Raw genomic sequence first — 24992 nt, forward strand, 5'->3', positions numbered from 1 at the left:
CGCACCGATCCTGGAAACGCGCCCCTGAGAGGATCGGGGCAGGCGATATGGTCGCTGGAGTCCGGTCCTGAGTGGCCGGGAGACGATGAGGAGCGCTGAGTGAGCACTGATATTCCGGACGTGAGCGGGATCTCGATCGGGATCCTGGGCGGGACCGGTGACCAGGGCAAGGGCCTGGCCCGACGGTTCGCCCTCGCCGGGCACACCGTGCTGATCGGCTCGCGGAGCGCGGAACGGGCTCAGGCGGCGGCGGAGAGCATCGGCGGATCGGTGCGTGGCTCGGTGCGTGGCGCGGACAACCCGGCCGTGGCGGCGGAGGCCGACGTGGTGATCGTGGCCACTCCCTGGGACGGGCACCGCTCCACGCTGGAGTCCCTCCGCTCCGAGCTGGCAGGGAAGATCGTCATCGACTGCGTCAACCCGCTCGGCTTCGACAAGCAGGGGGCGTACATGCTCCCGGTCGAGGAGGGCAGCGCCGCCCAGCAGGCCGCGGCGGTCCTGCCCGACAGCCGTGTGGTCGCCGCCTTCCACCACGTCTCGGCGGTCCTGCTGCTGGATCCCGAGGTCGAGGAGATCACCCTGGACGTGCTCGTGGTGGGTGACGACCGCGAGGCCACCGAGACCGTCCAGGCGCTGGCGGGCCGGATTCCCGGAGTGCGCGGCGTGTACGCGGGCCGTCTGCGCAACGCCCACCAGGTCGAGGCGCTGACCGCGAACCTCATCTCGATCAACCGCCGCTACAAGGCTCACGCGGGTCTGCGCATCACCGACGTCTGACGGAGCGGCCCCGCCCATGATCGCGGGGCTGGGGGCGGTACGGGATTCATGGCTTCGTCCGGCGGTCGCTTGGCGGGATCCGACCCTCAAACCGGGCCAATCTTGCCTGATTGGATCTGACAAGTAGCTCGTTGGCCGGACATTCTTGACGCATGACTGATTCTCGTCCGGAGGGGCGCATGACTGATTTTCGTCCGGAGACCCGTACCGTCCACCTGCCCCAGCCGCCTCTGAACGGCAGCCGTCCCATCGCGGTGCCGCTCTACCAGACCTCCGGGTTCGTCTTCGACGATCCGGCCGTTTTCGCCGACGGGATGGGCCGCCCGGACGGAGCCTTCGTCTACGGGCGACTGTCGAACCCGACGGTCCGCTCCCTTGAGGAGGCCGTCGCCGGACTGGAGGGCGGCGTCGGCGCCGTGGCCACCGGCTCCGGGATGGGCGCGATCAACTCCGTACTGCTCGGGCTGCTGAAGCCCGGCGACCACCTGATCGCGCAGAAGCCGCTCTACGGCGGCACCGCCGGGATGATCAACGACCTGGTGGGGCGGTTCCAGATCGAGGTCTCCTACGTGCCCGAGGACGACCCGGCGGCGCTGCGCGCGGCCGTGAGGCCCGAGACGAGGCTCGTCTATCTGGAGACCATCGCCAACCCGGTGACCCAGGTCGCCGACCTGCCGGGCATGTGCGCCGCGGCCCGCGAGGCCGGACTGATCTCCGTGGTCGACAACACCTTCGCCTCCCCGATCCTGTGCAGGCCGATAGAGCACGGCGCCGACATCGTGGTGCACTCCACGACGAAGTACCTGAGCGGCCACACCGACGTGCTCGGCGGGATCGCCGTCTTCGCCTCCGACGAGCTGTACCGCAAGGTGTGGGCCTTCAACGTCAAGCTGGGCGCCAGCGCGGACCCGTTCGCCGCCTGGCTCACCCTGCGCGGCATCCAGACACTGCCGCTGCGGATGGAGCGCCACTGCTCCAACGCCCGCGAGCTGGCCAACCGCCTGAACGCCCACCCCGCCGTCTCCGTCGTGCACTGGCCGGGACTGCCCTCCCACCCCTCCTACGAGCTGGCGGCCAAGCTCCTGCCGGACTTCGGGGGAGTCTTCTCCTTCGACCTGGCCGGCGGGCGGGAGGCGGGGGAGCGGTTCATGAGTTCGGTGAAGCTGGCCCTGCTCGCCCCGTCCCTCGGCGGCGTCGAGACGCTCATCCTGCATCCCGCGACGACCTCCCACCTCTCCCTCACGGCAGAGGAACTCGCCAGACACGGGATCGGAGAGGGTACCGTGCGGGTGGCGGTCGGCATCGAGCACGTCGAGGACCTGTGGGCCGACTTCGAGCAGGCTCTTGCCTGAAACCGCGGGAAACCCGATCATCGGTGACTCCCGCACCGCGGCACGGGGCCGCTTCCTGATCGTTTCCGGGAGGGAGCACGCATGAGGGTGTCGATCGAGGATGTGGAACGGGCCGCCGAGCGCATCGCGGGACATGTCCTGCGCACGCCGGTGGTCGAGGTGTCACCGGGGTTGTTCCTGAAGCTGGAGGGGTTGCAGCATTCGGGGTCGTTCAAGACGCGGGGAGGCTTCAACCGCGCTCTGGCCTGCGGAGAGATCCCCGAGGCCGGGCTGATCGCGGCGAGCGGGGGCAACCACGGCCTGGCGGTGGCGTACGTGGCACGCAGCCTCGGCGTCCGGGCGGAGGTGTTCGTGCCGACGGTCTCCAGTCCGGTGAAGGTCGCCGGGCTGCGCGCGCTCGGCGCGCGGGTGACCCAGATCGGCGATGTCTACGCCGAGGCGTACGAGGCGTCGGTCAAGCGCGCGGCCGAGACAGGTGCCCTGGACATCCACGCCTACGACCAGGCCGAGGTGGTCGCGGGACAGGGCACGGTGGGCCTGGAGGTCCTGGAGCAGATCGGGGGAGTCGACACGGTGATCGTCGCGGTCGGAGGCGGCGGGCTCGTCGCCGGTGTCACCGTCGCACTCGGTGGCCGCGCCCGCGTGATCACCGTCGAGCCCGAGCTCATCCCGACCCTGCACCGGGCGCTGGAGGCGGGCGGGCCGGTCGGCGTCGAGGTCTCCGGGGTGGGGGCCGACGCCCTGGGCGCGAGCCGGGCGGGCGAGATCGCCTACGAGATCACGAGCGCGGCGGGGGTGCGGAGCCTCCTCGTCTCCGACGAGGCCATCGTCGAGGCGCGGCGCGAGCTGTGGCGGAGCCACCGGATCGCCGCCGAGCACGCGGGAGCCGCGGCGTACGCGGCCCTGCTGTCCGGCGTCCACACCCCGGCCCCCGGCGAGCGGGTGGCCGTCATCGTGTGCGGCGCCAACACCGATCCCGCCACACTCGTCTGATCCCTCGCACGCGGCCGCGTGGACCACGCGGGGGAGCCGCCTCGGGATGGCCGAGGCGGCTCGGTAACCCCGGTGACCCCGGTGACCCCGGTGACACGGTCACCGGGCCGCGCGGTGTCCGGGGACCGTCAGCGGTAGCTGTGCTCGGCGGTGGGGAAGGCGCCGGTCGACACCTCGTCGGCGAAGCTGCGCACCGCCCTGTCCATCTCGTGGGCGAGGTCGAAGTACTTCTTGACGAACTTGGCGGGGCTCGGGGTCAGGCCCATCAGGTCCTGCCAGACGAGGACCTGCGCGTCGGTGCCGGGCCCGGCACCGATGCCGATCGTGGGGATCGACAGGGACGCGGTGACCCGCTCGGCCAGGTCCGTGGGCACGCATTCCAGGACCACGGAGAACGCGCCGGCGTACTCCAGGTCCTTGGCGTCGGCCATCAGCTCGTCGCCCGACTGGCCGCGGCCCTGTACGCGGTAACCGCCGAGGGTGTTCACCGACTGGGGGGTCAGACCCAGGTGGGCCATCACCGGGATGCCGGCCGAGACCAGGGCCTCGACCTGAGGGAGCACCCGCCGCCCGCCCTCAAGCTTGACGGCGTGGGCTCCCGCCTCCTTCATGAAGCGGGCGGCCGTCTCCAGGGCCTGCTGGGGGGAGGACTGGTAGGAGCCGAACGGCAGGTCGGCCACGACCATCGCCCGGGAGGAGCCGCGGACCACGGCCGCCGTCAGGGGCATGAGGTCGTCCACCGAGACGGGCAGCGTCGAGTCGTACCCGTACACGACCATGGCGGCCGAGTCGCCGACGAGCAGGACGGGGATGCCGGCCTCGTCGAAGACCCTGGCGGTCATGGCGTCGTACGCGGTGACCATCGGCCATCGCTCGCCGCGCTCCTTGGCGGCGGCGACGTCGCGCACGGTGATCCTTCGTCCAGCCTGGCCGCCGTAGAGGGAGGTCGGCCGGTTGGGGACGGAAGAGGACATGGGACCCTCCAATGAAGTCTCGAGGCGCCCCTGTGGCGTCCCCGGACGGTTCCGATGATTGCACGCGTACGACAGGTGCAACAGCCCCGATCGGCCTGGTAATCCGGAGAGATATGGGTGGAGTACAACACGTTCGTACGGTTGATCCTGTGACATATTGTTATTTGCCGTGACGGATTGTGTTTTTTTGGGGTTGTCGGGGTGATGTGCGGCGTACATGAGGGAGACCGGGGTGATACGCCGCGCCCTTCGAGGGTGTGGGCGCGGTAATCCGGTGGCGGAAGTGTCGGGGGTGTGCGGCACAATGCTCGCGGAGGTAAGTAATCACAATGGCTTTCGAACCTTACCGTCGCCTGCTGGCGATTCCGGGCGTGCGGTCGTTGCTGTTGGTCGGGATGGTCGCCCGCATCCCCTCGACCGCGATCGCCATCACGCTGACGATGCACGTCGTCGATCCCAGTGGGCTCGGCCTCGGGTTCGCCGCGGCGGGTCTGGTGACGATGGCGAGCACGGTGGGGATGGCGGTCGGCTCTCCGCTGGCCGGAAGGTTCGTCGACAGTCATGGTCTGCGCCCGGTGCTGGTGGTGACCACACTCGCCCAGCTCGCCTTCTGGTCCACCGCGTGGGCGATGCCGTTCCCCCTGCTGCTCGCGGCCTCGGTGCCCGCGGGCCTGCTCAGCCTCCCGGTGTTCAGCGTGATCAGGCAGTGTCTCGCGGCGCTGGTCCCGGTCGACCAGCGCAGGATGGGTTTCTCCCTCGACTCCATGATCGTTGAAGTCTCCTACATGACAGGTCCGGCTCTGGCGGTCGCGGGGGTGACCCTCCTCGGCAGCATGCCCACCATGGGCATCGTCGCGGCGGGTCTGGTCGTCTCGGGGGCGACGCTGATCGTGCTGAACCCGCCCGTCCGCTCGGACGAGGAGCTCCGGAAGCCGCAGGGGAGGATCCCTCGGCGCCGGTGGCTCACCCCGGGCATGCTCGGGCTGCTCGGCACGGTCGCCGCGGCGACCTTCGTGCTCGCCGCCACCGAGCTCTCCCTGGTCGCGACGATGCAGCGGGGCGGCGACACCGCGTGGATCGGGCTGGCGATCGGCCTGTGGTGCGCCTACTCGCTGATAGGCGGCTTCGTGTACGGCATGCTGCCCCGAGGGGTGTCGCCACTGGTCCTGATCGGTGCCATGGGCGCCCTCACCATCCCCGTCGGGCTGGTCGGCGGCGACTGGCACTGGCTGGTCCTCGCCCTGCTGCCCGCCGGGGTGCTGTGCGCCCCCGCGCTCTCCTCCACGATCGAGGCCGTGAGCCGCTGGGTGCCCGTCGGGGCCCGGGGTGAGGCGATGGGCCTGCACGGCACGGCGCTGCTGCTCGGCGGGGGCGCCGCGGCGCCCATCGCGGGCGTGATCATCGACGGTTCCGGTCCCGGCTGGGCCTTCGCCGCCGCCGGGCTGGTCGGTGTGGTGATGGTGCTGGTCGCGCTGCCGTTCTGGCGGCGCACCGCGGCCGTGGTCGAGAAGCCCGTCCCGATGGCCGCCTGACCTTGGTCAGGACATTTCACGATAAATACGAAACGATACGGTTGCGTATCGTAAAAGCCAGCGCTACGGTGGTGTTTCGAAACTCAAGCGTATCGAATACGGGGCCTTTCGTGGAACAACAGCTCGGCCACCCGCGGCGGTGGCAGATCCTTGGGGTGCTGGTCTTCAGCCTCCTCGCGGTCGTGATCGACAACACCATCCTCAACGTCGCACTGAAGACGATCGCGGACCCCGTGGCAGGTCTGGGTGCCACCCAGAGTCAGCTGGAATGGGCGATCAACTCCTACACGCTCGTGTTCGCGGGCCTGCTGTTCACCTTCGGGGTGATCGGCGACCGCACCGGACGCAAGCGCATGCTCATGGTCGGCATGGTCCTCTTCGGGCTCGCCTCGCTGGCCAGCGCCTACGCTCAGGACCCCATGCAGCTGATCGTCGCCCGCGCGTTCATGGGCATCGGCGGAGCCGCGATCATGCCGGCCACGCTGGCGATCATCTCCAACGTCTTTCCCCCACGGGAGCGCGGCAAGGCGATCGGGATCTGGGCCGGCGGGGTGGGCCTGGCCGTGGCGATCGGCCCGATCACCGGTGGTCTGCTCATCGAGCACTTCTGGTGGGGCTCGGTCTTCCTGATCAACCTGCCGATCGTGCTGGTCAGCATGGTGCTCATCAGCCTGGTGGTGCCCGAGTCGCGTGACCCCAAGCCCTCCAGGCTCGACCCGATCGGCGTGGTCCTCTCCATCGTCGGCCTCGTCGCCGTCACCTACGGCATCATCCGGGGCGGGGAACTGGCCACGATCGCCAGCGCCGAGGTGCTCGTCCCGACGATCCTCGGCATCCTCGTGCTCGCCGCCTTCGTCTGGTACGAGCGCCGCATCGACCACCCGGCCTTCGACGTCGGCTACTTCCGCGACCCGCGCTTCGCCACCGCGGTCGGCATGATCGGCATCGTGTTCTTCGCGATGATGGGCGCGATGTTCTTCCTGGTCTTCTACCTGCAGATCGTGCTGGGCTTCAGCGCATTGCAGGCGGGCGCCCTGATGATCCCCTTCGCCGCCGCGCAGCTCATCTTCGCCCCGCTGAGCCAGCAGATGGCCGCCCGCTTCGGCGGCAAGCTGAGCGCCACCGTCAGCATGGTCGTCGTGGCCGGCGCGCTCGCCTCGTACGCGCTGATGGACCAGCACACCCCGATCGTCCTGCTGGAGATCGTGTTCTTCGTCCAGGGTGCGGCGATGGCGAACATCATGCCTCCGGCGACCACCGCGATCATGGAGGCGCTCCCCAGGGAGAAGGCCGGCGTCGGCTCGGCCATGAGCAACACCGTCCGCCAGGTGGCCGGTGCGCTCGGTGTCGCGCTCCTCGGCTCGCTGCTCTCGGCCACCTACCGCGACCAGATCGCCCCGGCCCTGACCGGTCTGCCCGATCAGCTCAAGCACATCGCGGGCGAGTCCCTGACCGGCACGCTCGGCGTGGCCCAGGGCCTCGGCGCCCAGGGCGCGGCGCTCATCGAACCGGCCAAGCTCGCCTTCATCGAGGGCATGCACGTCACCGCCCTCGTCTCCGCGGTCATCGCGCTGCTCGGAGCCCTGGTGGTGTTCAGGTGGCTGCCCGGCAAGTCCTCCGGGGCCGCCGTTCCCGACGCGATCAGCCCTGAGAAGGAACCGGCGGTAGTGTAGAGACGCCATGACGACCACCGACGAGTTTCAGGCAGCCGGAGCTCAGACGCCCCGCCCCGCGGGCCGTCCCCGCAGCGCCAGGGCAGAGAAGGCCATCATCGACGCGACCCTCGACCTGGTCGGGGAGAGCGTCGGCCTCTCCGAGCTGTCGATCGAGGCGATCGCCGCCCGCGCGGGGGTCGGCAAGACCACGATCTACCGGCGATGGTCGAACAAGGAAGATCTGCTCGTCGACGCGCTGTCGACCCTCAAGACGCCGCTGCCTCCGCTCGCGGGCGTCTCGGTCCGAGACGATCTCATCGTCTACGCGCGGGTGATGCTGCGCGACGCGTGCGACGCGCGCAACCGCTGCGTGATGAACATCGCGATGAACGAGGCCGAACGGCACCCCCGCCTGGTGGAGCGCATCCACCGGGCGACCATCGAGCCGCGCAGGGCGGCGATCGCCGCCCTGCTGCGACGCGGCGTCGCCACCGGCGAACTGCGGGCCGACCTCGACGTCCCCATCGCGATGGCGAACCTGGTCGGCACCGTCATGTGGTACGTCCGCACCGAGGGGGGCGGCGAGGCCGCAGGTTCCTCCGACCTGGCCGAACGGATCGTCGACCACCTCCTGGCGGGCCTCGGCCCCTGAGGGTTCCCGTACGGGCCGCGCACGGGTACGGGCCGCGCACGGTTTTCCCGCGGTGTTCCCACAGGGCCCTTGCCCGGGTGTCAGACGGTGGGCTCGCGCCAGCGGTTGGTGATGGGGAGGCGGCGGTCGCGGCCGAAGTTCTTGGGGGTGATCTTCGGACCCGGGGGATACTGGCGGCGCTTGTACTCGGCCAGGTCGACCAGGCGGATCACCCTGGCGACCAGGGCCGGGTCGTGTCCGGCGGCGACGAGCTCGGCGGAGCCCATGTCCTTTTCGACGTAGTCGTCCAGCAGCCGGTCCAGGATCCCGTACTCCGGCAGGGAGTCGGTGTCGCGCTGGTCGGGGCGGAGCTCCGCGCTGGGCTCCTTCTCGATCGAGCTCTCCGGAATCGGCGGCACCGTGAAGGGGTGCAGGAACTCGCCCGACCGGCCCGCCTGGGCGTTGCGCCAGCGCGACAGCTCCCAGACGAAGGTCTTGAGCACGTCCTTGATGGGGGCGAAGCCGCCCGCGGAGTCGCCGTAGAGGGTGGAGTAACCGGTGGCGAGCTCGCTCTTGTTGCCGGTGGTGAGGACGAGGTGGCCGTGCTCGTTGGACAGGCCCATCAGGATCATGCCGCGCACCCGGGCCTGAAGGTTCTCCGAGGCCAGGCCGGTGAGCTCGATCTCCTTCTCGAAGCCGCTCACGATCTCGGCGATCGGCACGGTCGTGGCGTTGATCCCCTGCCGGTCGACCAGCTCCTGGGCGTCGCTCACCGAGTGGTCGGAGGAGTAGCGGGAGGGCATCAGCACCACGTGCACCCGGTCGGGGCCGACGGCGTCGGAGGCGATCGTGGCGGTGAGCGCCGAGTCGATGCCGCCGGACAGACCGAGGATCACCGACTGGAAGCCGTTCTTGGCGACGTAGTCGCGGACCGCGAGGACGAGCGCGGAGTAGACCTCGGCGGTGTCGTCGAGCTGCTCGGCGATCGTGGGGGGCTGCGGCTGGTACGGCTCGACGGGGCGGGCCGACAGCTCAAGCCGATCCACCGTGATCACGGTGCCGTCCTCGGCGTCCGTCTGGAAGGTGCCGAGTCCTCCGTACCTGGCGTCGGGCAGCTCCAGGTCCGTGACCAGCAGTTCCTCGGAGAATCGCGCCGCGCGCGCGACCAGTTCGCCGGAGGCGGAGACGACCAGTGAGTCTCCGTCGAAGACCAGCTCGTCCTGGCCGCCGACCTGGTTGACGTAGGCGAGGGCGCATCCGGCCTCGCGGGCGCGCCTGGCCACCAGCTCCAGGCGTACGTCGTCCTTCTCCTTCTCGTACGGGGAGGCGTTCGGCACCACCAGCAGCCCGGCTCCGGCCTCGGCCACCACCGCGACGGGACCGCCCTCCTGCCAGAGGTCCTCGCAGACCGCGATCGCCACGTCGACACCGTGCAGCCGGAAGATCGGCAGCCGGTCGCCGCGGACGAAGTAGCGGAACTCGTCGAAGACGCCGTAGTTCGGCAGGTGGTGCTTGGCGGTCTTGACGACCACCCGGCCCCGGTGCAGCAGCGCGGCCGCGTCGAGCGGGGCGCCCTTGGGCTGGCCGACGCGCGGGGCGAGCCTCGCGCGGTCCACGTAGCCGACCACCACGGGGATCTCGCCGAGTCCCGCCTTCGCCAGTCGTCGCGCGGCCTCCTCGATCGCGGCGATCGACGCCTCCACGAACGAGGTGCGCAACACGAGGTCCTCGACGGGATATCCGGTCAGGAACATCTCGGTGAAGACGACCAGGTGCGCGCCTCGGTCTGCGGCGCGGCGGGTCCACTCGACGAGCTTGTCCGTGTTGGCGGCCAGGTCGCCGACAGCGGGATTGGTCTGGGCCAGGGCGATACGGAGTTGAGCCACGTGGCCATCCTATGAGGGCGTACCAGGAAGGTGCCCTTTGGGTGATCCCTCCTCGGTGACCGGTGAATGAGCGCGGACCTCCGCCGTGGGACCGTCCCGCGTTCCTCCGGCGCCGGCCTCGCCGACGCCCGGTGGGCTTTCGGCGAGGTCGTTCGCGACTCCGTGACCTCCACGGACGTTCGACGAACATTCGGACCCGCCGGGCGAGGCCTTCCACCGGGTTTCGCGACCGGCCGTTCCTGTCTTTCCAGGGATCGCCAGGATCGCCCGGATCGCGCCGGGACCAATGGGATCACCGGGATGAGGAAGGTCAGCAAGGTCGCGGGATCACCCGGACCGTCACGCCCGTGCTCGCCTCGCTTCGCCTTGAGCGCGGCGGTGCCTGCCGATCACGGTCGAGAGCCGTGACGCCGTCCGTCGGTGACGGCGTTCTCAGTTCGTCGACCAGCAGAAGCGGGCGTATCCGGCGTCGTAGCCGTCCAACCAGCCCCTGTCGTAGTCGCTGGGCGGCCCGCCGTAGCTCCGCGACCTGGTCCTGCGACAGTCCTGTGCGGCGGCCCGGTAACCGTTCCTGTATCCCCGCCAGTAGTCGTTCGGGTCTTCCGCGGATTCCCCGGAATCCGCGGAATCCGCGGAATCCGTCAAGGCCGCCGAATCCGATGTTTCCGCTGATGTGATCGGGTCCGTCATGGTCTCGTTCTGCGCGGTGTTCACCGTCACGGCCTGCTCGGGGTCCGGCGCGGGCGAGGCATAGGAGAACGAGACAGGTCCGAGGGCGAGTGCCGCGAGAAGCGTTGGGCCGATCACCATCAGCTGCCGCTTGCCGTACATGGTTTTCCCCTTTTGTTCGGGCCGTGGGCGGAGTCCGCCCACGGCCATGATCTAGGGGGAAACATATAGGTAAGCCGTATCGGACCAAAGGACCCGAGCTCTCATTTCCTTATTTTCGGAGTAAGTTAAGAGGGGGCTGATTTTGCCTGGCTTTTATTTACTGTGGCAACTTTCCGGGGAATGTGATTTCTTAATGCATGTAGGCATTAATCGACTTGTGAGCCGAAAAGACGCGATGAGATCCGGGTGTCATTCGTGACGCCACGGGGAAGACGCCGCAGGGGACCTGTCAGCCGAGGAGCCAGAGCAGTCCGAGGTTCTTCGCCCATGCGGGCTCGGCCACCCGCTGGATCTCCTTGCCCGAGCGGGAGAGGACCACGATCGTGTTGGCGGCCGTGCCCTTGACGCGGACCGCCAGACGTCCGTCGCGCAGATAGCGCGCGCCCAGCAGCCGCCCCTTGACCGGGATGGCGACCTTCGCGCCGGTCCTGGTGTCGTAGATCGACGGGGTGAACGACAGGGGCCAGGAGCCGTCGCCACCCGGGGCGTTCGCGCCGATGGCGTTGACCACCACCCTGCGGCCGTCGGGTGACAGGCTCTCCACGTGGTTGGCGAGCCTGACACCCGGGGCGCGGCTGGAGATCCGCCGCCTGGTGTCCAGGAGGTGGACGCCGTCCGTGTCGCCCGCGTACCCGGCGAGGGTCCTGCCGTCGGCCGACCAGGTCAGATGGCAGGGGCCGGAGGTCTTCCCGGCGTTGAACCGGCCCCTGCCGTCGGGGCCGATCACGGCGACCGTCATCGCCTCGCCATTGCCCTTCACCGGGTAGGCGATCCGCTTGCCGTCGGCAGACCAGGCGGGGGTGAGACACGGGCCGCCGAAGGCGGCGTTCTTGGCGATCACCGTGCCCGTGCGGGGTCCGTTGGCCGATGTGACGCGCAACCTGTTCTTGTCGTCGATCCAGGCGATCCTCCGGCCGTCGGGCGCGACCGCGAACTGGCCGGCGAAGGCGCCGGCGCCGGCGGTCAGGCCGCCGCTGCTCCGGCCTCCCCGGTACGTCAGCACCTCGACTCCGCTTCCCCCGTGGCGGAAGTAGACGGCGCCCGAGACCGGGGCCGCGGTCGCGTTCGAGATCGCCCTGGGCGCGGTGCCTCCGGTGGACTCGGCCGCAGCGTCGATGTTCCCGGTGGATTGGGCCGTTCCCCCAGGGCCTCCAGCCGTTCCTCCGGTCTCACCAAAGGATCCGGCCGCCGCCCCGAAGCCCTCGGTGCCCTCGGCGAGGGCAGGAGTGGTGACGACGGCCGTCAGGGCGAGTGCGACGCCGGTGGCCAGGGCCCAGTGCTTCAAGGGGATCTCCTCGGGTGAATTCCTCAACGGCTGGTTAGAGCCCCGAGAAGGCGAAAAGGTTTACACGCGGCCCGCCGCGATCGGAGTCGAGGGGATCGGCAGCACGGCCTCCACGACCGTTCCGCCCTCGGGCGCCGACTCGATCACGCAGGTGCCGCCCAGCTCGGCGGCCCGCTCGCGCATGGACAGCAGTCCCACCCCCGAGCGAGGTCCCGAGGGCAACCCGCTCCCGTCGTCCTGGACACGGACCACGAGCGACTCCCCGCGCCGCAGCGAGATCACCGCCGAACTGGCCCCCGCGTGCTTGCGGATGTTGGTGAGTCCTTCCTGCGCGATGCGGTACGCGGCCACCTCGGCCGCCGCGGGCAGATCCGACAGGTCGCCCTCGATCTCCACCGCGACCCGTGGCCTGCCTTCCTGCGCGAGCGCACGCACGGCCCCCGCCAGGCCGAGCTCGTCGAGGGTGGGCGGGCGCAGGCCGTACACCAGTTCCCTGATCTCCTGGCTGACCGCGTCCATGCCGCTTCGCAGTTCGAGCAGGAGCCTGTCCGCCGAGGCGGGAGCGGTGCGCAGGCTGATCCTGGCCATGTTGATCGACATGGCCATCTCGGTCAGCGCGTGGCCGAGCCCGTCGTGCAGGTCCCTGCGCAGGCGGCGGCGCTCCTCCTCACGGGCGGTGAGGATGCGTTCCCGGGAACGCTGCAGGTCGGCGGTCATCCGTACGGCGTGCGCCACGTCGGCGACGTACGGGACCGCCACCGCGACCAGGCGGTCGTTGTGCGCGGCGGCGAACCTGCGAGGGCCCGGGGCGCCGAGCAGCAGTCGCCCGACCGGCTCGCCGTGCCAGACCAGCGGCACCTCGCGCGGCTCAGGGCCCAGCAGACCGACCTGGACCTGCCTGGAGCCGGGCCCGTAGACCTCGACGGCGACACCGGTGACGCTCAGCCCGTCCTTGATCACGGCTGCGACGGCGGCGAGCGCGTTGGCGGGCTCGGTCTCGCGGACCTCCCTGGCCAGCAGCGCGGCGAGCGCCCGCGGGTCGCCGTGCGTGCCGTACATGAGCCGGTCGACCAGGCGCCTGAGCCTGTGCCGGAGCGGATGGAAGACGACCCCGGCGAGCAGGGCCGCGATCAGGCCGCCGATCCGGTCGTATCCCGACAGCGCCAGCCCGGCGACCGCGCCGACCGCGTACATGGCGCTGACCGCGGCGATCAGCCCGGCGGCGACGAAGGCGCGGCTGACCACCGTGTCGATGCCGTAGAGCCGGTAGCGCAGCACCGAGAAGACGATGGCCCCCGGGATGAGCCCGGTCCAGATCGTCCCGGCCAGCCACCAGTCGGGGCCGGCGAGCAGGAAGGCGACGTAGACGGCGAACGCGAAGATCGGCCAGGCGATCTGGCGGCGCAACTCCGGGCCCGCCCGCCGGAAGCGCAGCACCATGGAGACCAGCGCGAGGACCGCGAGCGCCGAGACCAGGACGGCGACCAGCTCGCGCGCAGCAAGGTTGTACGGGGCGAGGAGGCCCAGCACGAGCGGGTTGGGAATGATCTCGGGCCAGGGGTAGAGCGCGGGGTCGGGGTCGGGGCGGGTGAGGTTCAGCAGCAGGTTCGCCGTGAACACGACCATGCCGGCCGCCACCAGCGGCCACCACCGCCGCGAGGGCAGCCGGCCGTCCGGGGAGTACAGCGGGAGCAGGATCGCGAGCAGGAACCCGCCGACAACCTTCCCCGTGACCATGCTCAGGCGGAGGTAGCCGGCGGACTCCATCTCGCCCGCCGCGGCGAAGGTGAACATCGCCGCCTCGGAGAACGCGTTGACGGCGCACATCAGGCCGCCCACGCACATCAGCCACGCCGTGACCGGGCGCGAGCGGTGTGCCAGCAGGAATGCGCCCACCACGGGGAACGTCAGCCCCGCCGCGAGGTCGGGAGTGGCGGGCACCTGCGGTCGCCAGCCGGGCGGCAGGTCGAGACGGAGCACGAGGCCGACGACGGTGAGCCCCACCGAGAGAAGCGCCGCCGAGACGGCGGCGAGCCGCGCCGGGGAGCGCAGCAGAGCGCGCACCGGCGAGACGGCGGGCCAGGCGGAGGCGTCCTCGGTCACGGTGACCGCGTCCACGACAGGCCTGGGCACACCGTCGGCGCCGTCGAGCGTCCGGCTCCGGTCGCGCGGCCGCGGACGCATCCCTATCTGCCCACGTCGCCGGGGTTGACCAGCCCGGACTCGTACGCCGTGACGACGAGTTGGGCACGGTCGAACAGCCCGAGGTGGTCGAGCAGCCTGAGCACCGACCGCGAGACCGACCCCTCGGGGACCGCGAGGGTCGCCGCGATCTGCCGGTTGGTCAGTCCTCGGGCGACCAGCTTCATCAGGTCGAGTTCCGCGTCGCCGAGCCCGGCGAGGCCGGGCGGTGCCGACGGGTCGGTGCGGCCGGCGAAGGCCGCGATCAGGCGGGTGGTGACGGCGGGGTCGATCAGCGCGTCACCGGCCTGCGCGGCCCGCATCGCGGTGATGAACTGCTCGGGAGCCGACGTCTTGAGGACGAATCCGCTCACCCCGGCCCGCAGCGCCGCGTAGAGGTTGTCGTCCGTGCCGAAGGTGGTCATCATGATGACCTTCGGCGGCGCCTCGTCGGTCAGGATCCTCCGCGCTGCGGTCAGCCCGTCCAGCCTGGGCATCTGGATGTCCATCAGCACCAGGTCGGGAGAGGTCTCCTTGACGACCGCGATCGCCTGCTCGCCGTTCTCGGCCTCCCCGACCAGCTCGAAGCCGGGCTCGCTGTCGAGCACCACGCGCAGGCCGGTGCGGACCAGCGCCTGGTCGTCCACCACGACGACCCGCAGCCCCGGCAGTGCCGGTCCCCGTTCCACGGCGGGCTTCGCGGTCCGCACGACCTCGGCGGGCGGGTCGAGGTGGACGGCCTGGGCCAGCATGTCGGACTCCAGGCGCTGCAGGGGGGCGCCCAGGTCGAGGCCGAGCTCGTCGCGGAGCAGCGCCCTGGCACGCCGCAGCGCTCCCAGCGCGTCCCCCTGCCTGCCGTTGCGGTACAGGGCCAGCGCGAGCAGCCGCCAGGCCTCCTCACGCAGCGGGTGCGCCGAGGCGTGTGCCTCCAGGTCGGCGACCAGGGCGCCGGAGTGTCCCAGGAGGAGTCCCGCGTCGGCGCGGCGCTCGACCGCGATCAGCCGCAGCTCCTCCAACCTGCCGGCCTCGCTCACGGCCCAGGGCAGGTCGGAGAACTCGGCCAGGGCCGGGCCGCGCCAGAGCGCGAGGGCGGTATCCAGGCGCTCCCACACCTCGGCGGGCTCGCCGCTCGTCTTGACCGCGCTCTCGAAACTCCAGGCGTCCACCTGGCCCGGCGAGGCGCGCAGCGCGTACCCCGGCGGGGCGGAGACCAGGACCTCGGCCTCCTCGCGGGGTGCGCGGCCGGGCTCCAGGGCACGCCGCAGCCGCGACACGTATCCCTGGATGGTCGACAGGGCCTGGGCGGGAGGCTCGCCGGGCCACAGCTCGTCGATGAGCATGGTCACGGGAACGGCACGGCCCCCGGCCACGAGGAGCCGGGCCAGCACCGCCATCTGGCGCTGGCCTCCGAGGTCGAGTGACGTCTCGCCGTGACGCGCTTGGAACGGTCCGAGAGCACGAAATGTCAGCATTGCAGGCGTAAGGGTAGGGCTACCTGGACCAACCTCATAGAGCAATACTCACCATCGTTCGCAGGCCGTAAGAAATCATCCGTGGTCAGATCTCCACATTCAAGTTCACCGGAAGTATCGCTTCGACCACGGTTCCCCCCTCGGGGGGCGTTGTGATCACGCATGTCCCGCCCAGTTCGGCGGCGCGCTCGCGCATCGAGGCCAGCCCGACCCCCGAACGGCGTCCGGAGGGCAGGCCGATCCCGTCGTCGCGCACCCGGACGCTCAGGTCGTCCTCGCCCCGCTCCAGCGACACCCGCACCGTCGCGGCCCCCGCGTGCCTGCGCGCGTTGGTCAGCGCCTCCTGCACGATGCGGTACGCGGCGACCTCGGTCGCGGCGGGCAGTCCCGGCAGCTCGCCCCTCACCTCGACGGTGACGCCGGGGCCCGCCATCTCCGCCACGGCCCCGGCCAGGCCGAGATCGTCCAGCGCGGGCGGGCGCAGGCCGTACACCAGGTGTCTGATGTCGCCGGTGACGCTGTCCATGCCGGAGCGCAGCTCGCCGAGCATGCGTTCGGCCGTCTCGGGGGAGGCGCGCAGGGAGAGCCTGGCCGCGTTGATGGACATCGCCATCCCACTGAGCGACTGGCCGAGACCGTCGTGCAGGTCGCGGCGGAGGCGGCGGCGCTCCTCCTCGCGGGTGGTGACGATGCGCTCCCGGGAGCGCCGCAGCGCGCCGACCAGCCGGACCGCGTGGGCCGCGTCGGCCACGTACGGCGTGAGCGCTGCGATGACCCGTTCGTTGTGCGCGGCGGGCAGGCGCCGGGCCCCCGGCGGGCCGATGAGCAGACGCCCGACGGGTTCGCCGTGCCAGACCAGCCGGATGTCGCGCGTCACCTCCTCCAGCGTCCCCACCGTCACCTCCTCGGGCCAGCCGCCCTGGAAGCGCACGCCGGCGCCGGTGACCGCCAGGCCGTCGCGCAGCACGTCCAGGGCCGCTGCCAGGCCGGCCTCGGGGTCGATGCGCTGGAGCCTGCGGCCGAGTCCGGCGGCCAGCGCCACCGGGTCGCCCCTGCCGCCGTACAGGAGGCGGTCGGCGCCACGCTGGAGCAGACGCCGCATCGGATGGAAGAACACCCCCGCGCAGAGCGCGGCGACCAGGCCGCCGATCCGGTCCACATCCGACAGGAACAGGCTGGAGGCGGTGCCCACCGCCACGTAGACCCCGCCGATCACGCCGACGAGGCCCGCGCCGACCAGCGTCCTGGTGATGAGCGTGTCGATCCCGTAGAGGCGGTGCCGCAGCACCGAGAAGGTGATCGCGACCGGGACGAGCGGGATCGTGAACGACGTGAGCCACCACACCGGATTGCCGATCACCCAGGGGACGATGACGGTGGCGAGCGCTATCAGCGTCCAGAGGATCTGCCGGCGCTCCTCGCGGCCGGCCCGCCGGAACCTCGCGGCGAGCGAGGCGAAGGCGAGGATCATGATCGCGTTGGTGAGCATGTCCAGCGAGAACCGCAGCGGGTGGGGGTCGGAACTCGTGTACCGCTGCCCGTCGAGAGACATGAGGTCCATGAGGAACACGTCGGCGCACAGGACGGCGACGGAGACCCACACCAGCGCCCGCCAGCGCGGCGACGGCGGTCTCCCGTCCGGATAGAGCAGCGGCAGCAGCACGACCAGGAAGAGGATGGCCAGCTTCCAGCTCACCCCGGCGACCGTCCGGACCGCCTCCTGAGGGAGCAGTCGGTGCCCCGCGTCAAGGAGCGCGAGGTTCACCGTGAGACTGTTCAGCGCGGAGCACAGTCCGCCCAGGCAGAGCAGCCAGCCGATGACGAGCCGGGGCCGCTGGAACACCAGCAGCGCGCCGAGGATGGGGAACGCGACGCCTGCCACGTCCTCGGGCGCGAACGGCAGCGGTGTGTAGGAGGGCTGCGGGAGCCGCGCCGTGACCCAGACGTTGACGCACACCATCGCCACGGACGCGGTGGCGGTGAGCACCGCCACCACCCTGCTCTGGACGGGCGTCACCGTCGGGACCACACGGTACAGCCCGCGCATGATGGTTTCGGCCCTTCATTTCGTGCTTAAAAGGACCTTAACCGGCGCAGACCGCAATTCAATCAACGAGTGCTCAAAGCCGTTGGGCGCCGTACGACGCCCGCGGGTCGTCGGCCCCCCGGCGGAAACCGGAGGTCCTCGCGCCGGGGGAAGGAGGGGCGGAGGCGCGAGGATGAGCCGGGACCGGGGGTGCGGGCTCGGCGGGCCCCCGGACGGATCCGCCCGGGGGCGGCCGGTCAGGGTACGTCGTACCGGCTGGACTCCAGCAGCCATTCCAACTGGGCCCTCGGCGCCGTGAGGAACGCGCACGCGACCTTGCTGACGTCCCTGGCCTGGCCGGTCGAGAACCCGAACCGGTCGAACAGCGTCGGCAGCCGGCGCGCGGAGGTCCGCAGGTCCTCGGCACGGGCGGCGATCCGGTCGTTCACCCAGGCGACGGCGTCGGCGTCGGAGAGCCCGAACGCGGTCACGGCGACCGTCACGTAGTTGTGCACGTCGCCGTTGGCCCGCTCCTTGTGGTGCGAGGCGACGTCGTTGCACCAGGCGGTGACGTCGTTGCAGGCGTCCACCAGCGTCCGCCAGGTCGTGCTCTCGCGCAGCCCCGCGGGCACCTCCACCCCCAGGCAGGGCTCCACCAGGTCGAACAGGTAGGGGCCCGCGGTGCCCCGCCGCAGCCGCGGGTACTCCACGGGGGAGGGGACACGGCCCGCGCACCGGTTCTCGGCCTCGGTACGGCATGCCTCGCCCTGGGCCGCCAGCCCGGCCAGGAACCGGTGCCGCCAGCGGATGCTCATCCGCTCGGTGGTGGCCTTCCAGAGGTCGCCGAAGGCCAGCTCGACGGGCGAGGAGGCGTGGACGGGGGAACGCGCGACGAGGTCGAGCCGCGCGAAGGTGTCCTTGACGATCTCGGTCGCGCGCCCGGCGGGTTTCTCGTCCCACTCGTCGTCGAAGTGGAACAGCCAGGTCAGCCATTTGGCGAACAGCAGCGCCGACTCCACGCCGAATCCACAGAAGGCGCGGCCGGCCATCCGCTCGAATCCGGCGCCAGGGGGAGGTTCGAGCTCCACCGCGCGGGCCCAGACGGCGAGCTCGGCGCCGATCAGGTCGATCGAGGGGTGCATCGGGCACGGCGCCGACATCACCGGCACGAGTTCGGTGAGGGGCAGCAGCAGGGCCGCGGCCACCCCGGAGGACCTCGGCGGCCCGGCGGGTCTTGGTGGTCCGGCCGGTGGGACGGGGGAGGGAGGCGGGGAAAGGTGCGTCGAGGATGGCAAGGGCTGTGGGTGGGGTCGGGGACGGGTCAGAGGATCGCCGAACGTTGGGATGAGGGCCACTAGAGCGGACCGAACAGCCAGTTGCCGACCACGTCGGGATCGGCGCTCGTGTAGAACTGCCGGGTCGCCTCGACCAGCTCGTCCACGGACACGACGCCGTCACCGTCGCCGTCGAGCCGCTCGAAGGTGGCCCGCACGTCCTCGCGCGGGGTGCCGAACGCGGCCATCATGATCCAGAACTCGTCCGGCCCCACGACCCCGTCGCCGTCGGTGTCGCACAGCCCTGCCAACGCCTCGGCCGCGGGCGCGAACACCGTGTCGAACCGGTCGCCCTCGACGAACGCCGAGGTCATGCCGGCGCGGAACTCCTCGGACGAGATCACGCCGTCGCCGTCGGTGTCGATCTCCGCGGCGAGGGTCCGCCAGATCTCCTCGAAGCCCTGGGCGAGCCTGCTGCCGGCGTGGGAGGTCGGCGCCTCGCCGAAGCCGACGAGGATCCGGGCGCCGAGTCCGAGAAGGTCCTCGCGCTCGATCGATCCGTCGCCGTCGACGTCCACGTGCCCGAAGGCACGGTCGAGCTTGTGATTGAGGAGCGTGGTGCTCATCGCTTACTCCAGCATTACTCATCGAAGAAGAACGGTTACGCCAAGTGACGATAGCGAGGTGTTTCCAGCAGCCACTCCAGGTAGGCCCTCGGGATGGTCAAGAAAGCGCATGCCACCCGCGTCACCTCACGGGCGGTGGTGAAGCCCAGGTCGTGCCGCTCCGTGAGCGCGGGGATCGCGCGGGCGGCCGTCCACAACTCCTCCACGCGGGTGGCGACCCCGTCGATCTTCCACTCTTCCGCCCCGGAATTGGAGCGTTCCAGAGAAATGGCGTTCACATGGCCGGGCCCGGCCACCGCCTCCTCGCACCGGGCGGCCACCTCGCCGCTCGCCTCGACGAGTGCCCGCCAGTGCGTGCTCCGCCACACCGGGTCGGGCACCTCCACCCCCAGGCAGGGCTCCACCAGGTCGAACAGGTAGCGACCGAAGGCGTCCACGGGCGACCCCGTACGATCCCCGGCCGAGGTTGTCCCGGGGGCGAGGAGCGCCTCGCGCTGGGCGGCCAGCCCGGCCGTGAACCGCTCGCGCCACGCGTCGCCCATCTCCGGCGCGCACGCCGTCCACAGGCCGGAGAAGCCCCGCTCCAGCGGGGCCCGGCCCGGCTCGCCGCCCGCGGCCACGGCGAGGACCGGGGTGAGGGCCTCGGGAGCCCGGCGCAGACACGACATCCAGGTCAGCCAGCGGGCGAGCCGCGTCACCGCGCCGGTTTCGCAACGGGCGAACGCCCGTCCGGCCAGCCGGGCGGCGGCGGGATCGGGGTCCAGGCCCGACGCGCGCGCCCAGTCGGACGTCGCGGCCTCGACCAGGTGTATCGACGGGTGGACGGGGCAGGGCATCGCCAGCGCCGCGAGGCGTTCGGCGAGCCTGGCCGGTGGCGGGACCGCGTGCGGTGATCGGTGGACCTCGGTACGCGTCATCGTCGTCTCCCCCCGGATCGGGTTCCCAGCGGCCCCGGTCGCACACTGTAAGAGGAGAGAGGGACGGGCGTGTGGAGGCACGACGGTCCCTGTGCCACATCTCACCGTTCTTCCTCGTAACGTGTGCGAAACACTGAGAGGGCAAACTGGGAGACCACTAGGCGTGTTGCGGCACGCCGGCAATGAAGGAGAAGCCTTGGACCGCCAGCAGGAGTTCGTTCTCCGCACCCTTGAGGAGCGCGACATCCGGTTCATCCGGCTGTGGTTCACCGATGTGCTCGGGTTCCTGAAGTCGGTGGCCATCGCCCCGGCCGAGCTTGAAGGGGCCTTCGCCGAGGGCATCGGCTTCGACGGCTCGGCCATCGAGGGCTTCGCCCGGGTCTACGAGTCGGACATGCTCGCCAAGCCCGACCCGTCGACCTTCCAGATCCTTCCGTGGCGCAGCGAGACGCCGGGCGCGGCCCGCATGTTCTGCGACATCCTCATGCCGGACGGCTCGCCCTCGCACGCCGACCCGCGCTGGGTGCTCAAGCGCACCCTGGCGAAGGCCTCCGACATGGGCTTCAGCTTCTACACCCACCCGGAGATCGAGTTCTTCCTGCTGAAGAGCCGGCCGGAGGGCGCCGAGCGCCCCGAGCCGATCGACGGCGGCGGCTACTTCGACCACACCCCGCACAGCTCCGGCCACGACTTCCGGCGCAACGCGATCATGATGCTGGAGTCGATGGGCATCTCCGTCGAGTACAGCCACCACGAGGGCGGCCCCGGCCAGCAGGAGATCGACCTGCGCTACGCCGACGCGCTCACCACCGCCGACAACATCATGACCTTCCGCCTGGTGATGAAGGAGGTCGCGCTGGAGCAGGGCATCTGGGCGAGCTTCATGCCCAAGCCCTTCACCGAGTACCCCGGCTCGGGCATGCACACCCACATGTCGCTCTTCGAGGGCGACCGCAACGCCTTCTACGAGCCCGGTGCCGACTACCAGCTCTCCAAGATCGGCCGCTCCTTCATCGGTGGCCTGCTCACGCACGCCGCCGAGATCACCGCGGTCTGCAACCAGTGGGTCAACTCCTACAAGCGGCTGTGGGGCGGCGCCGAGGCGATCGCCGGAGCGGGCGGTGAGGCCCCGAGCTACGTCTCCTGGGGTCACAACAACCGCTCCGCCCTCGTCCGGGTGCCGATGTACAAGCCGCACAAGGGCGGCTCGACCCGCATCGAGTTCCGCTCGCTCGACTCCGCCTGCAACCCCTACCTCGCCTTCGCCGTGATCCTCGCGGCCGGGCTGAAGGGCATCGAGGAGGGCTACGAGATGCCCCCGGGGGCCGAGGACGACGTGTGGGCGCTCACCTCGGCCGAGCGCAGGGCGCTGGGCATCCAGCCGCTGCCCCAGTCGCTCGACGAGGCGATCGCGGTCATGGAGCGCAGCGAGCTCGTCGCCGAGGCCCTCGGCGAGCACGTCTTCGACTACTTCCTGCGCAACAAGCGCGCGGAGTGGAACGAGTACCGCAGGCAGGTCACCGAGTTCGAGCTCGGCCGCTACCTGCCGGTCCTCTAGCCGCGGTCACGGTCTCACGGGCCCGGTGGGCCTCCGGGGCGCCCGCCGTGCCCGTGAGGCATGCGCCCTGGATGCCCGCCGTGGTCGTCATGGCGGGTGATCCGGGAGCGTCCGTCGAACGTCATACCGGTGTTACTCGCGGCTAACAAGCGCGTCATCGAACCCGAGTTGGCTGTATGTACAAGCAGTCCGATAAAATCGGTCAGTCCAATTAACTTGATTTATGAGGATTGACCGCCATAAAGGCGACAGGAGGTGCGGCATGACAACGACGTCCGAGCTGCAAACCGTGCTGACCGTTCCGGCGCGTTTCCGTGGTCCCGAGGGGTCCGCGAACGGAGGCTGGATCGCGGGCACGGTCTCGGAGGCGCTGCACGGCGCCCGGCACGACTCGGCCATCGAGGTCACGCTGCACGCACCCACGCCACTGGACACCGAGCTCTCCCTGCACCACCTCGCCAACACCGCGACCCTCACCCACGGCGACAGGCTCCTCGTCGAGGCCATCACGGTCGCCGAGGAGTTCGACGTCCCGGACTTCGTGCCCTTCACCGAGGCCGCGCGGGCGGAGGTCGGCTTCGCCGGTCTCGTCGAGCACGCCTTCCCCGGCTGCTTCGCGTGCGGCCTGCGCGCCCCCGGCGACGGCCTGCGGATCTTCCCGGGTCCCGTGCCCGGCACCGACCTGATCGCCGCCGGCTGGCGGGTCCCGATGACCATCACCGAGGCGGACGGCACCGTCCCCCACACGGTCGTCTGGGCCGCCCTCGACTGCCCCACCGGCTGGGCGCACTTCGGACCCGGCGAGTTCGCCCTGCTCGGCCGTCTGACCGTGCGGATCCACCGCCGGGTCTACCCCGGAGGCATCTACTCCGTCGTGGCCCGCGCCACCGGCCGCGAGGGCCGCAAGCTCTTCGGCGAGAGCGCCGTCTACGAGGCCGACGGCACCCTGGTCGCCGCGGCCAAGGCCACCTGGATCACTCCCGCCAAGACCGGCTGAGGGCTCAGCGGGAGAGGTGCTTGGCGACCAGCGAGGCGCAGCGGTCGTCGAAGAGGATCGTGTAGTGGTTGCAGTCGTCGATCACCTCGTCCTCCAGCGCGGGCAGCCTCCTGGTCCACGCGGCCGCCAGCTCGTCGGGCATGAAGCCGACCGGCTGGTTCAGCAGTCCGCGTGGGGCGCGCAGCAGGGACAGGGGCGAGGTGATCGCGCGCAGCGCGGCGTCGACCGTCTCATCCTCGGTGAGCATCCACCGGCCGTCCTCGCGGACCGGTTCCCGCCGCGCCCGCGAGCGCACCGCGCCCTCCGGCCCCGACGCGTCGTAGCGGACGTACTCCTCCGCCTCCTCGGTCCACGCGCCGGCGAAGGCGGGGTGGGCCTTGAAGAAGTCCACGTACGCGTCGGCGTCGGGGAAGGTCTGGTCCAGCCGGGCGATGGCCGGGCCGAGCGTGGCCTCCAGCACCGCGTCGGGGTCGGCGCCGGGGGGCAGCGGCCTCGGGAGTCCGCCGTCGACCAGTACCACCCTGGCGTAGTCGTGCCCCGCGGCGGCGAGGGCCGCGACGTAGGCGCCCATCGAGTGACCGGTGAGCACGATGTCGGACTCGGCGCCCACGGACCGGGTGACGAGGTTCACGTCCTCGGCGTGCCTGGCCAGGCCGTACGGGCCGGGGAGCCCGGCGCTGTGGCCGCGGCCCCGCAGGTCCATCGCGACCACAGACCACTCGGCGGGGAGCCTGCGGGCGACGCCGGCCCAGGCCATGAGCGAGGCGGTGATGCCGTGCACCGCCACGATCACGCGGGGCCCGGTGCCGAACCGGGCGACGCGCAACGTGCCGCCGGGGACCTCGACATCACTCAGGACGGGATTCATCGGTTCTCCTTGCGCGTGGAGCCTCGCCTTCGGTTCCGGCGGGGCTGATGCCAAGGTGGCGGGTACTCACGTCCGAGGTCAATGTCCCCGCCGAACATAGGGCTGGCGATACGAGTGCGGCATGCGGTCGGCATACGGTCGTCAGAGGGCGCGGCGATCTCGTAGGTCCCCCCGCTGTGACCGTCTCGTGCCTATATCAACCCATAATTACGGTATGAGGATCACCGTCATCGAGCACGAGGCCGACGCGGGGCTCGGGTTCCTCGCCGGATGGCTGTCCGAGGCCGGGGCCGTCTGCGAGGTAGTCCGGCCCTACCTGGGCGAGGCGGTGCCCGAGCGGATCACCGGAGGACTGATCGTCCTCGGCGGCGAGGCGGCGGCCTGGGAGGACGAGAGGTGTTCCTGGCTGCCCGCCACCCGCGACCTGATCCGCGTCTGCGTCGAGCAGGGCGTGCCGACCCTGGGGATCTGCCTGGGGGCACAGCTCATGGCGCTCGCCTGCGGTGGTGCCGTCGGGCGCGGGGAGCACGGACTTGAGGTCGGCGTGACCGAGGTCCTCCCTCTTCCCGCGGCCGGAGCGGATCGGCTGTTCACCGGTCTCGGCCCCTCGCTCGCCGTGCAGTACCACCGCGACGCGATCACGGAGCTTCCCCCGGGCGCGGTGCCGCTCGCCACCGGCGACCCGTACCCCAACCAGGCGTACCGGCTGGGGGAGAACGCCTGGGCGGTGCAGTTCCACCCCGAGGCCACCCCGGAGATCTTCATCGGCTGGACGGCCGGATCGGCCGACACCCTGACCGGCCTGGGCCACTCGGTCGAGGAGCTGAACACGCGGGTGAAGGAGGCGAGGAACGACCTGGTCGGCGCGTGGAGACCTCTCGCCGAACGTTTCGCCGCCGTCGTCATCGCCGTCCAAACCGCGTGACTGCGCGATTACGTTCCGAATCCGCTAACGACGCCGCACAGTTTCAGGATTAACCTGTGCGGCGACGCTCCGAACGCTGGGATGCGGACCAGGGTGGGGACCCGGAAGCAGATCGCACCGCCCCTCCCGGTTCGCCGGGGAAGCGAGGCCCATGCGAGTGTGGGAGCGTGCA

At 70.8% G+C, this 24992-nt stretch carries 20 protein-coding genes; 9 read left to right on the forward strand and 11 right to left on the reverse strand.

Going from position 1 to position 24992, the window contains the following annotated elements:
• Nucleotides 1-99 precede the first annotated feature (99 nt).
• From npdG to ACIBH4_RS29315, 3 genes are all read left to right on the forward strand, one after another.
• Entirely contained in the window at nt 100-777 is a 678-nt protein-coding gene (gene npdG / locus ACIBH4_RS29305; RefSeq protein WP_362501996.1) for an NADPH-dependent F420 reductase, read from the forward strand.
• Between the two features lie 179 nt (nt 778-956).
• Nucleotides 957-2129, forward strand: coding sequence for an aminotransferase class I/II-fold pyridoxal phosphate-dependent enzyme (locus ACIBH4_RS29310; protein WP_362765188.1), 1173 nt, complete (start codon nt 957-959; stop codon nt 2127-2129).
• A gap of 81 nt (nt 2130-2210) precedes the next feature.
• Entirely contained in the window at nt 2211-3122 is a 912-nt protein-coding gene (locus ACIBH4_RS29315) for a threonine/serine dehydratase (protein ID WP_362765185.1), read from the forward strand.
• A gap of 128 nt (nt 3123-3250) precedes the next feature.
• On the opposite strand, the gene panB is transcribed toward ACIBH4_RS29315, so the two are convergent.
• Nucleotides 3251-4096 (reverse strand): 3-methyl-2-oxobutanoate hydroxymethyltransferase, encoded by an 846-nt coding sequence (gene panB / locus ACIBH4_RS29320; protein ID WP_362765182.1) that lies wholly within the window; start codon nt 4094-4096, stop codon nt 3251-3253.
• A 329-nt stretch (nt 4097-4425) separates the two neighbouring features.
• On the opposite strand from panB, the gene ACIBH4_RS29325 reads away from it, so the two are divergent.
• The 3 genes from ACIBH4_RS29325 (at nt 4426) to ACIBH4_RS29335 (ending at nt 7935) form a co-directional block, all read left to right on the forward strand.
• Entirely contained in the window at nt 4426-5628 is a 1203-nt protein-coding gene (locus tag ACIBH4_RS29325; protein ID WP_362765179.1) for an MFS transporter, read from the forward strand.
• A 110-nt stretch (nt 5629-5738) separates the two neighbouring features.
• Nucleotides 5739-7301, forward strand: a complete 1563-nt coding sequence (locus ACIBH4_RS29330) for an MFS transporter (RefSeq protein WP_362502006.1) — start codon at nt 5739-5741, stop codon at nt 7299-7301.
• Between the two features lie 7 nt (nt 7302-7308).
• Nucleotides 7309-7935, forward strand: a complete 627-nt coding sequence (locus tag ACIBH4_RS29335) for a TetR/AcrR family transcriptional regulator (RefSeq protein ID WP_362502008.1) — start codon at nt 7309-7311, stop codon at nt 7933-7935.
• Between the two features lie 80 nt (nt 7936-8015).
• Here ACIBH4_RS29335 and ACIBH4_RS29340 read toward each other — a convergent pair whose 3' ends face one another.
• From ACIBH4_RS29340 to ACIBH4_RS29380, 9 genes are all read right to left on the reverse strand, one after another.
• Nucleotides 8016-9800: an NAD+ synthase gene (locus ACIBH4_RS29340; RefSeq protein WP_362765177.1), complete on the reverse strand. Its 1785-nt coding sequence runs from the start codon at nt 9798-9800 to the stop codon at nt 8016-8018.
• Between the two features lie 432 nt (nt 9801-10232).
• Entirely contained in the window at nt 10233-10631 is a 399-nt protein-coding gene (locus tag ACIBH4_RS29345) for a hypothetical protein (protein WP_362502012.1), read from the reverse strand.
• Nucleotides 10632-10920: 289 nt separating this feature from the next.
• Nucleotides 10921-11976 carry a hypothetical protein gene (locus ACIBH4_RS29350; RefSeq protein ID WP_362765174.1) on the reverse strand — a complete coding sequence of 352 codons (1056 nt, stop codon included), beginning with the start codon at nt 11974-11976 and terminating at the stop codon, nt 10921-10923.
• A gap of 60 nt (nt 11977-12036) precedes the next feature.
• The gene (locus tag ACIBH4_RS29355) at nt 12037-14160 is read right to left on the reverse strand and encodes a histidine kinase (protein ID WP_362502016.1); all 2124 of its coding nucleotides are present in this window, start codon (nt 14158-14160) and stop codon (nt 12037-12039) included.
• Nucleotides 14161-14162: 2 nt separating this feature from the next.
• A complete protein-coding gene (locus ACIBH4_RS29360; RefSeq protein WP_362502018.1) occupies nt 14163-15629 on the reverse strand; it encodes a BTAD domain-containing putative transcriptional regulator in 1467 nt (488 codons plus the stop codon).
• An 85-nt stretch (nt 15630-15714) separates the two neighbouring features.
• Nucleotides 15715-17646, reverse strand: a complete 1932-nt coding sequence (locus tag ACIBH4_RS29365; RefSeq protein WP_362765171.1) for an ATP-binding protein — start codon at nt 17644-17646, stop codon at nt 15715-15717.
• Nucleotides 17647-17912: 266 nt separating this feature from the next.
• Nucleotides 17913-18860, reverse strand: a complete 948-nt coding sequence (locus tag ACIBH4_RS29370; protein WP_362502022.1) for a terpene synthase family protein — start codon at nt 18858-18860, stop codon at nt 17913-17915.
• A 149-nt stretch (nt 18861-19009) separates the two neighbouring features.
• Nucleotides 19010-19555 carry an EF-hand domain-containing protein gene (locus ACIBH4_RS29375; protein ID WP_362502024.1) on the reverse strand — a complete coding sequence of 182 codons (546 nt, stop codon included), beginning with the start codon at nt 19553-19555 and terminating at the stop codon, nt 19010-19012.
• A 35-nt stretch (nt 19556-19590) separates the two neighbouring features.
• Complete coding sequence (locus tag ACIBH4_RS29380) at nt 19591-20472, reverse strand: terpene synthase family protein (protein WP_362765169.1); 882 nt, start codon at nt 20470-20472, stop codon at nt 19591-19593.
• Nucleotides 20473-20668: 196 nt separating this feature from the next.
• On the opposite strand from ACIBH4_RS29380, the gene glnA reads away from it, so the two are divergent.
• Both glnA and ACIBH4_RS29390 read left to right on the forward strand, forming a co-directional pair.
• Nucleotides 20669-22030, forward strand: coding sequence for a type I glutamate--ammonia ligase (gene glnA, locus ACIBH4_RS29385; RefSeq protein WP_362502028.1), 1362 nt, complete (start codon nt 20669-20671; stop codon nt 22028-22030).
• 262 nt (nt 22031-22292) lie between these two features.
• Nucleotides 22293-23027 carry a hotdog fold domain-containing protein gene (locus tag ACIBH4_RS29390; protein ID WP_362502030.1) on the forward strand — a complete coding sequence of 245 codons (735 nt, stop codon included), beginning with the start codon at nt 22293-22295 and terminating at the stop codon, nt 23025-23027.
• A 4-nt stretch (nt 23028-23031) separates the two neighbouring features.
• On the opposite strand, the gene ACIBH4_RS29395 is transcribed toward ACIBH4_RS29390, so the two are convergent.
• Entirely contained in the window at nt 23032-23895 is an 864-nt protein-coding gene (locus ACIBH4_RS29395; RefSeq protein ID WP_362502032.1) for an alpha/beta hydrolase, read from the reverse strand.
• Between the two features lie 214 nt (nt 23896-24109).
• On the opposite strand from ACIBH4_RS29395, the gene ACIBH4_RS29400 reads away from it, so the two are divergent.
• On the forward strand, nt 24110-24820 hold the full coding sequence (locus ACIBH4_RS29400; RefSeq protein WP_362502034.1) for a type 1 glutamine amidotransferase: 711 nt from the start codon (nt 24110-24112) through the stop codon (nt 24818-24820).
• The last annotated feature ends 172 nt before the right edge of the window (nt 24821-24992 follow it).

Origin of the sequence: Streptosporangium sp. NPDC050284, from assembly GCF_044459525.1 — a bacterium.
In the GTDB taxonomy this organism is placed as follows: Bacteria; Actinomycetota; Actinomycetes; order Streptosporangiales; family Streptosporangiaceae; genus Streptosporangium.

Excerpts from the sequence above, each read along its gene's own strand:
- ACIBH4_RS29310 (WP_362765188.1), top strand. The coding sequence starts at position 957 with ATGACTGATTTTCGTCCGGAGACCCGTACCGTCCACCTGCCCCAGCCG.
- ACIBH4_RS29315 (WP_362765185.1), top strand. The coding sequence starts at position 2,211 with ATGAGGGTGTCGATCGAGGATGTGGAACGGGCCGCCGAGCGCATCGCG.
- panB (WP_362765182.1), bottom strand. The coding sequence starts at position 4,096 with ATGTCCTCTTCCGTCCCCAACCGGCCGACCTCCCTCTACGGCGGCCAG.
- ACIBH4_RS29325 (WP_362765179.1), top strand. The coding sequence starts at position 4,426 with ATGGCTTTCGAACCTTACCGTCGCCTGCTGGCGATTCCGGGCGTGCGG.
- ACIBH4_RS29335 (WP_362502008.1), top strand. The coding sequence starts at position 7,309 with ATGACGACCACCGACGAGTTTCAGGCAGCCGGAGCTCAGACGCCCCGC.
- ACIBH4_RS29345 (WP_362502012.1), bottom strand. The coding sequence starts at position 10,631 with ATGTACGGCAAGCGGCAGCTGATGGTGATCGGCCCAACGCTTCTCGCG.
- ACIBH4_RS29355 (WP_362502016.1), bottom strand. The coding sequence starts at position 14,160 with ATGCGTCCGCGGCCGCGCGACCGGAGCCGGACGCTCGACGGCGCCGAC.
- ACIBH4_RS29360 (WP_362502018.1), bottom strand. The coding sequence starts at position 15,629 with ATGCTGACATTTCGTGCTCTCGGACCGTTCCAAGCGCGTCACGGCGAG.
- ACIBH4_RS29375 (WP_362502024.1), bottom strand. The coding sequence starts at position 19,555 with ATGAGCACCACGCTCCTCAATCACAAGCTCGACCGTGCCTTCGGGCAC.
- ACIBH4_RS29380 (WP_362765169.1), bottom strand. The coding sequence starts at position 20,472 with ATGACGCGTACCGAGGTCCACCGATCACCGCACGCGGTCCCGCCACCG.
- ACIBH4_RS29390 (WP_362502030.1), top strand. The coding sequence starts at position 22,293 with ATGACAACGACGTCCGAGCTGCAAACCGTGCTGACCGTTCCGGCGCGT.
- ACIBH4_RS29395 (WP_362502032.1), bottom strand. The coding sequence starts at position 23,895 with ATGAATCCCGTCCTGAGTGATGTCGAGGTCCCCGGCGGCACGTTGCGC.
- ACIBH4_RS29400 (WP_362502034.1), top strand. The coding sequence starts at position 24,110 with ATGAGGATCACCGTCATCGAGCACGAGGCCGACGCGGGGCTCGGGTTC.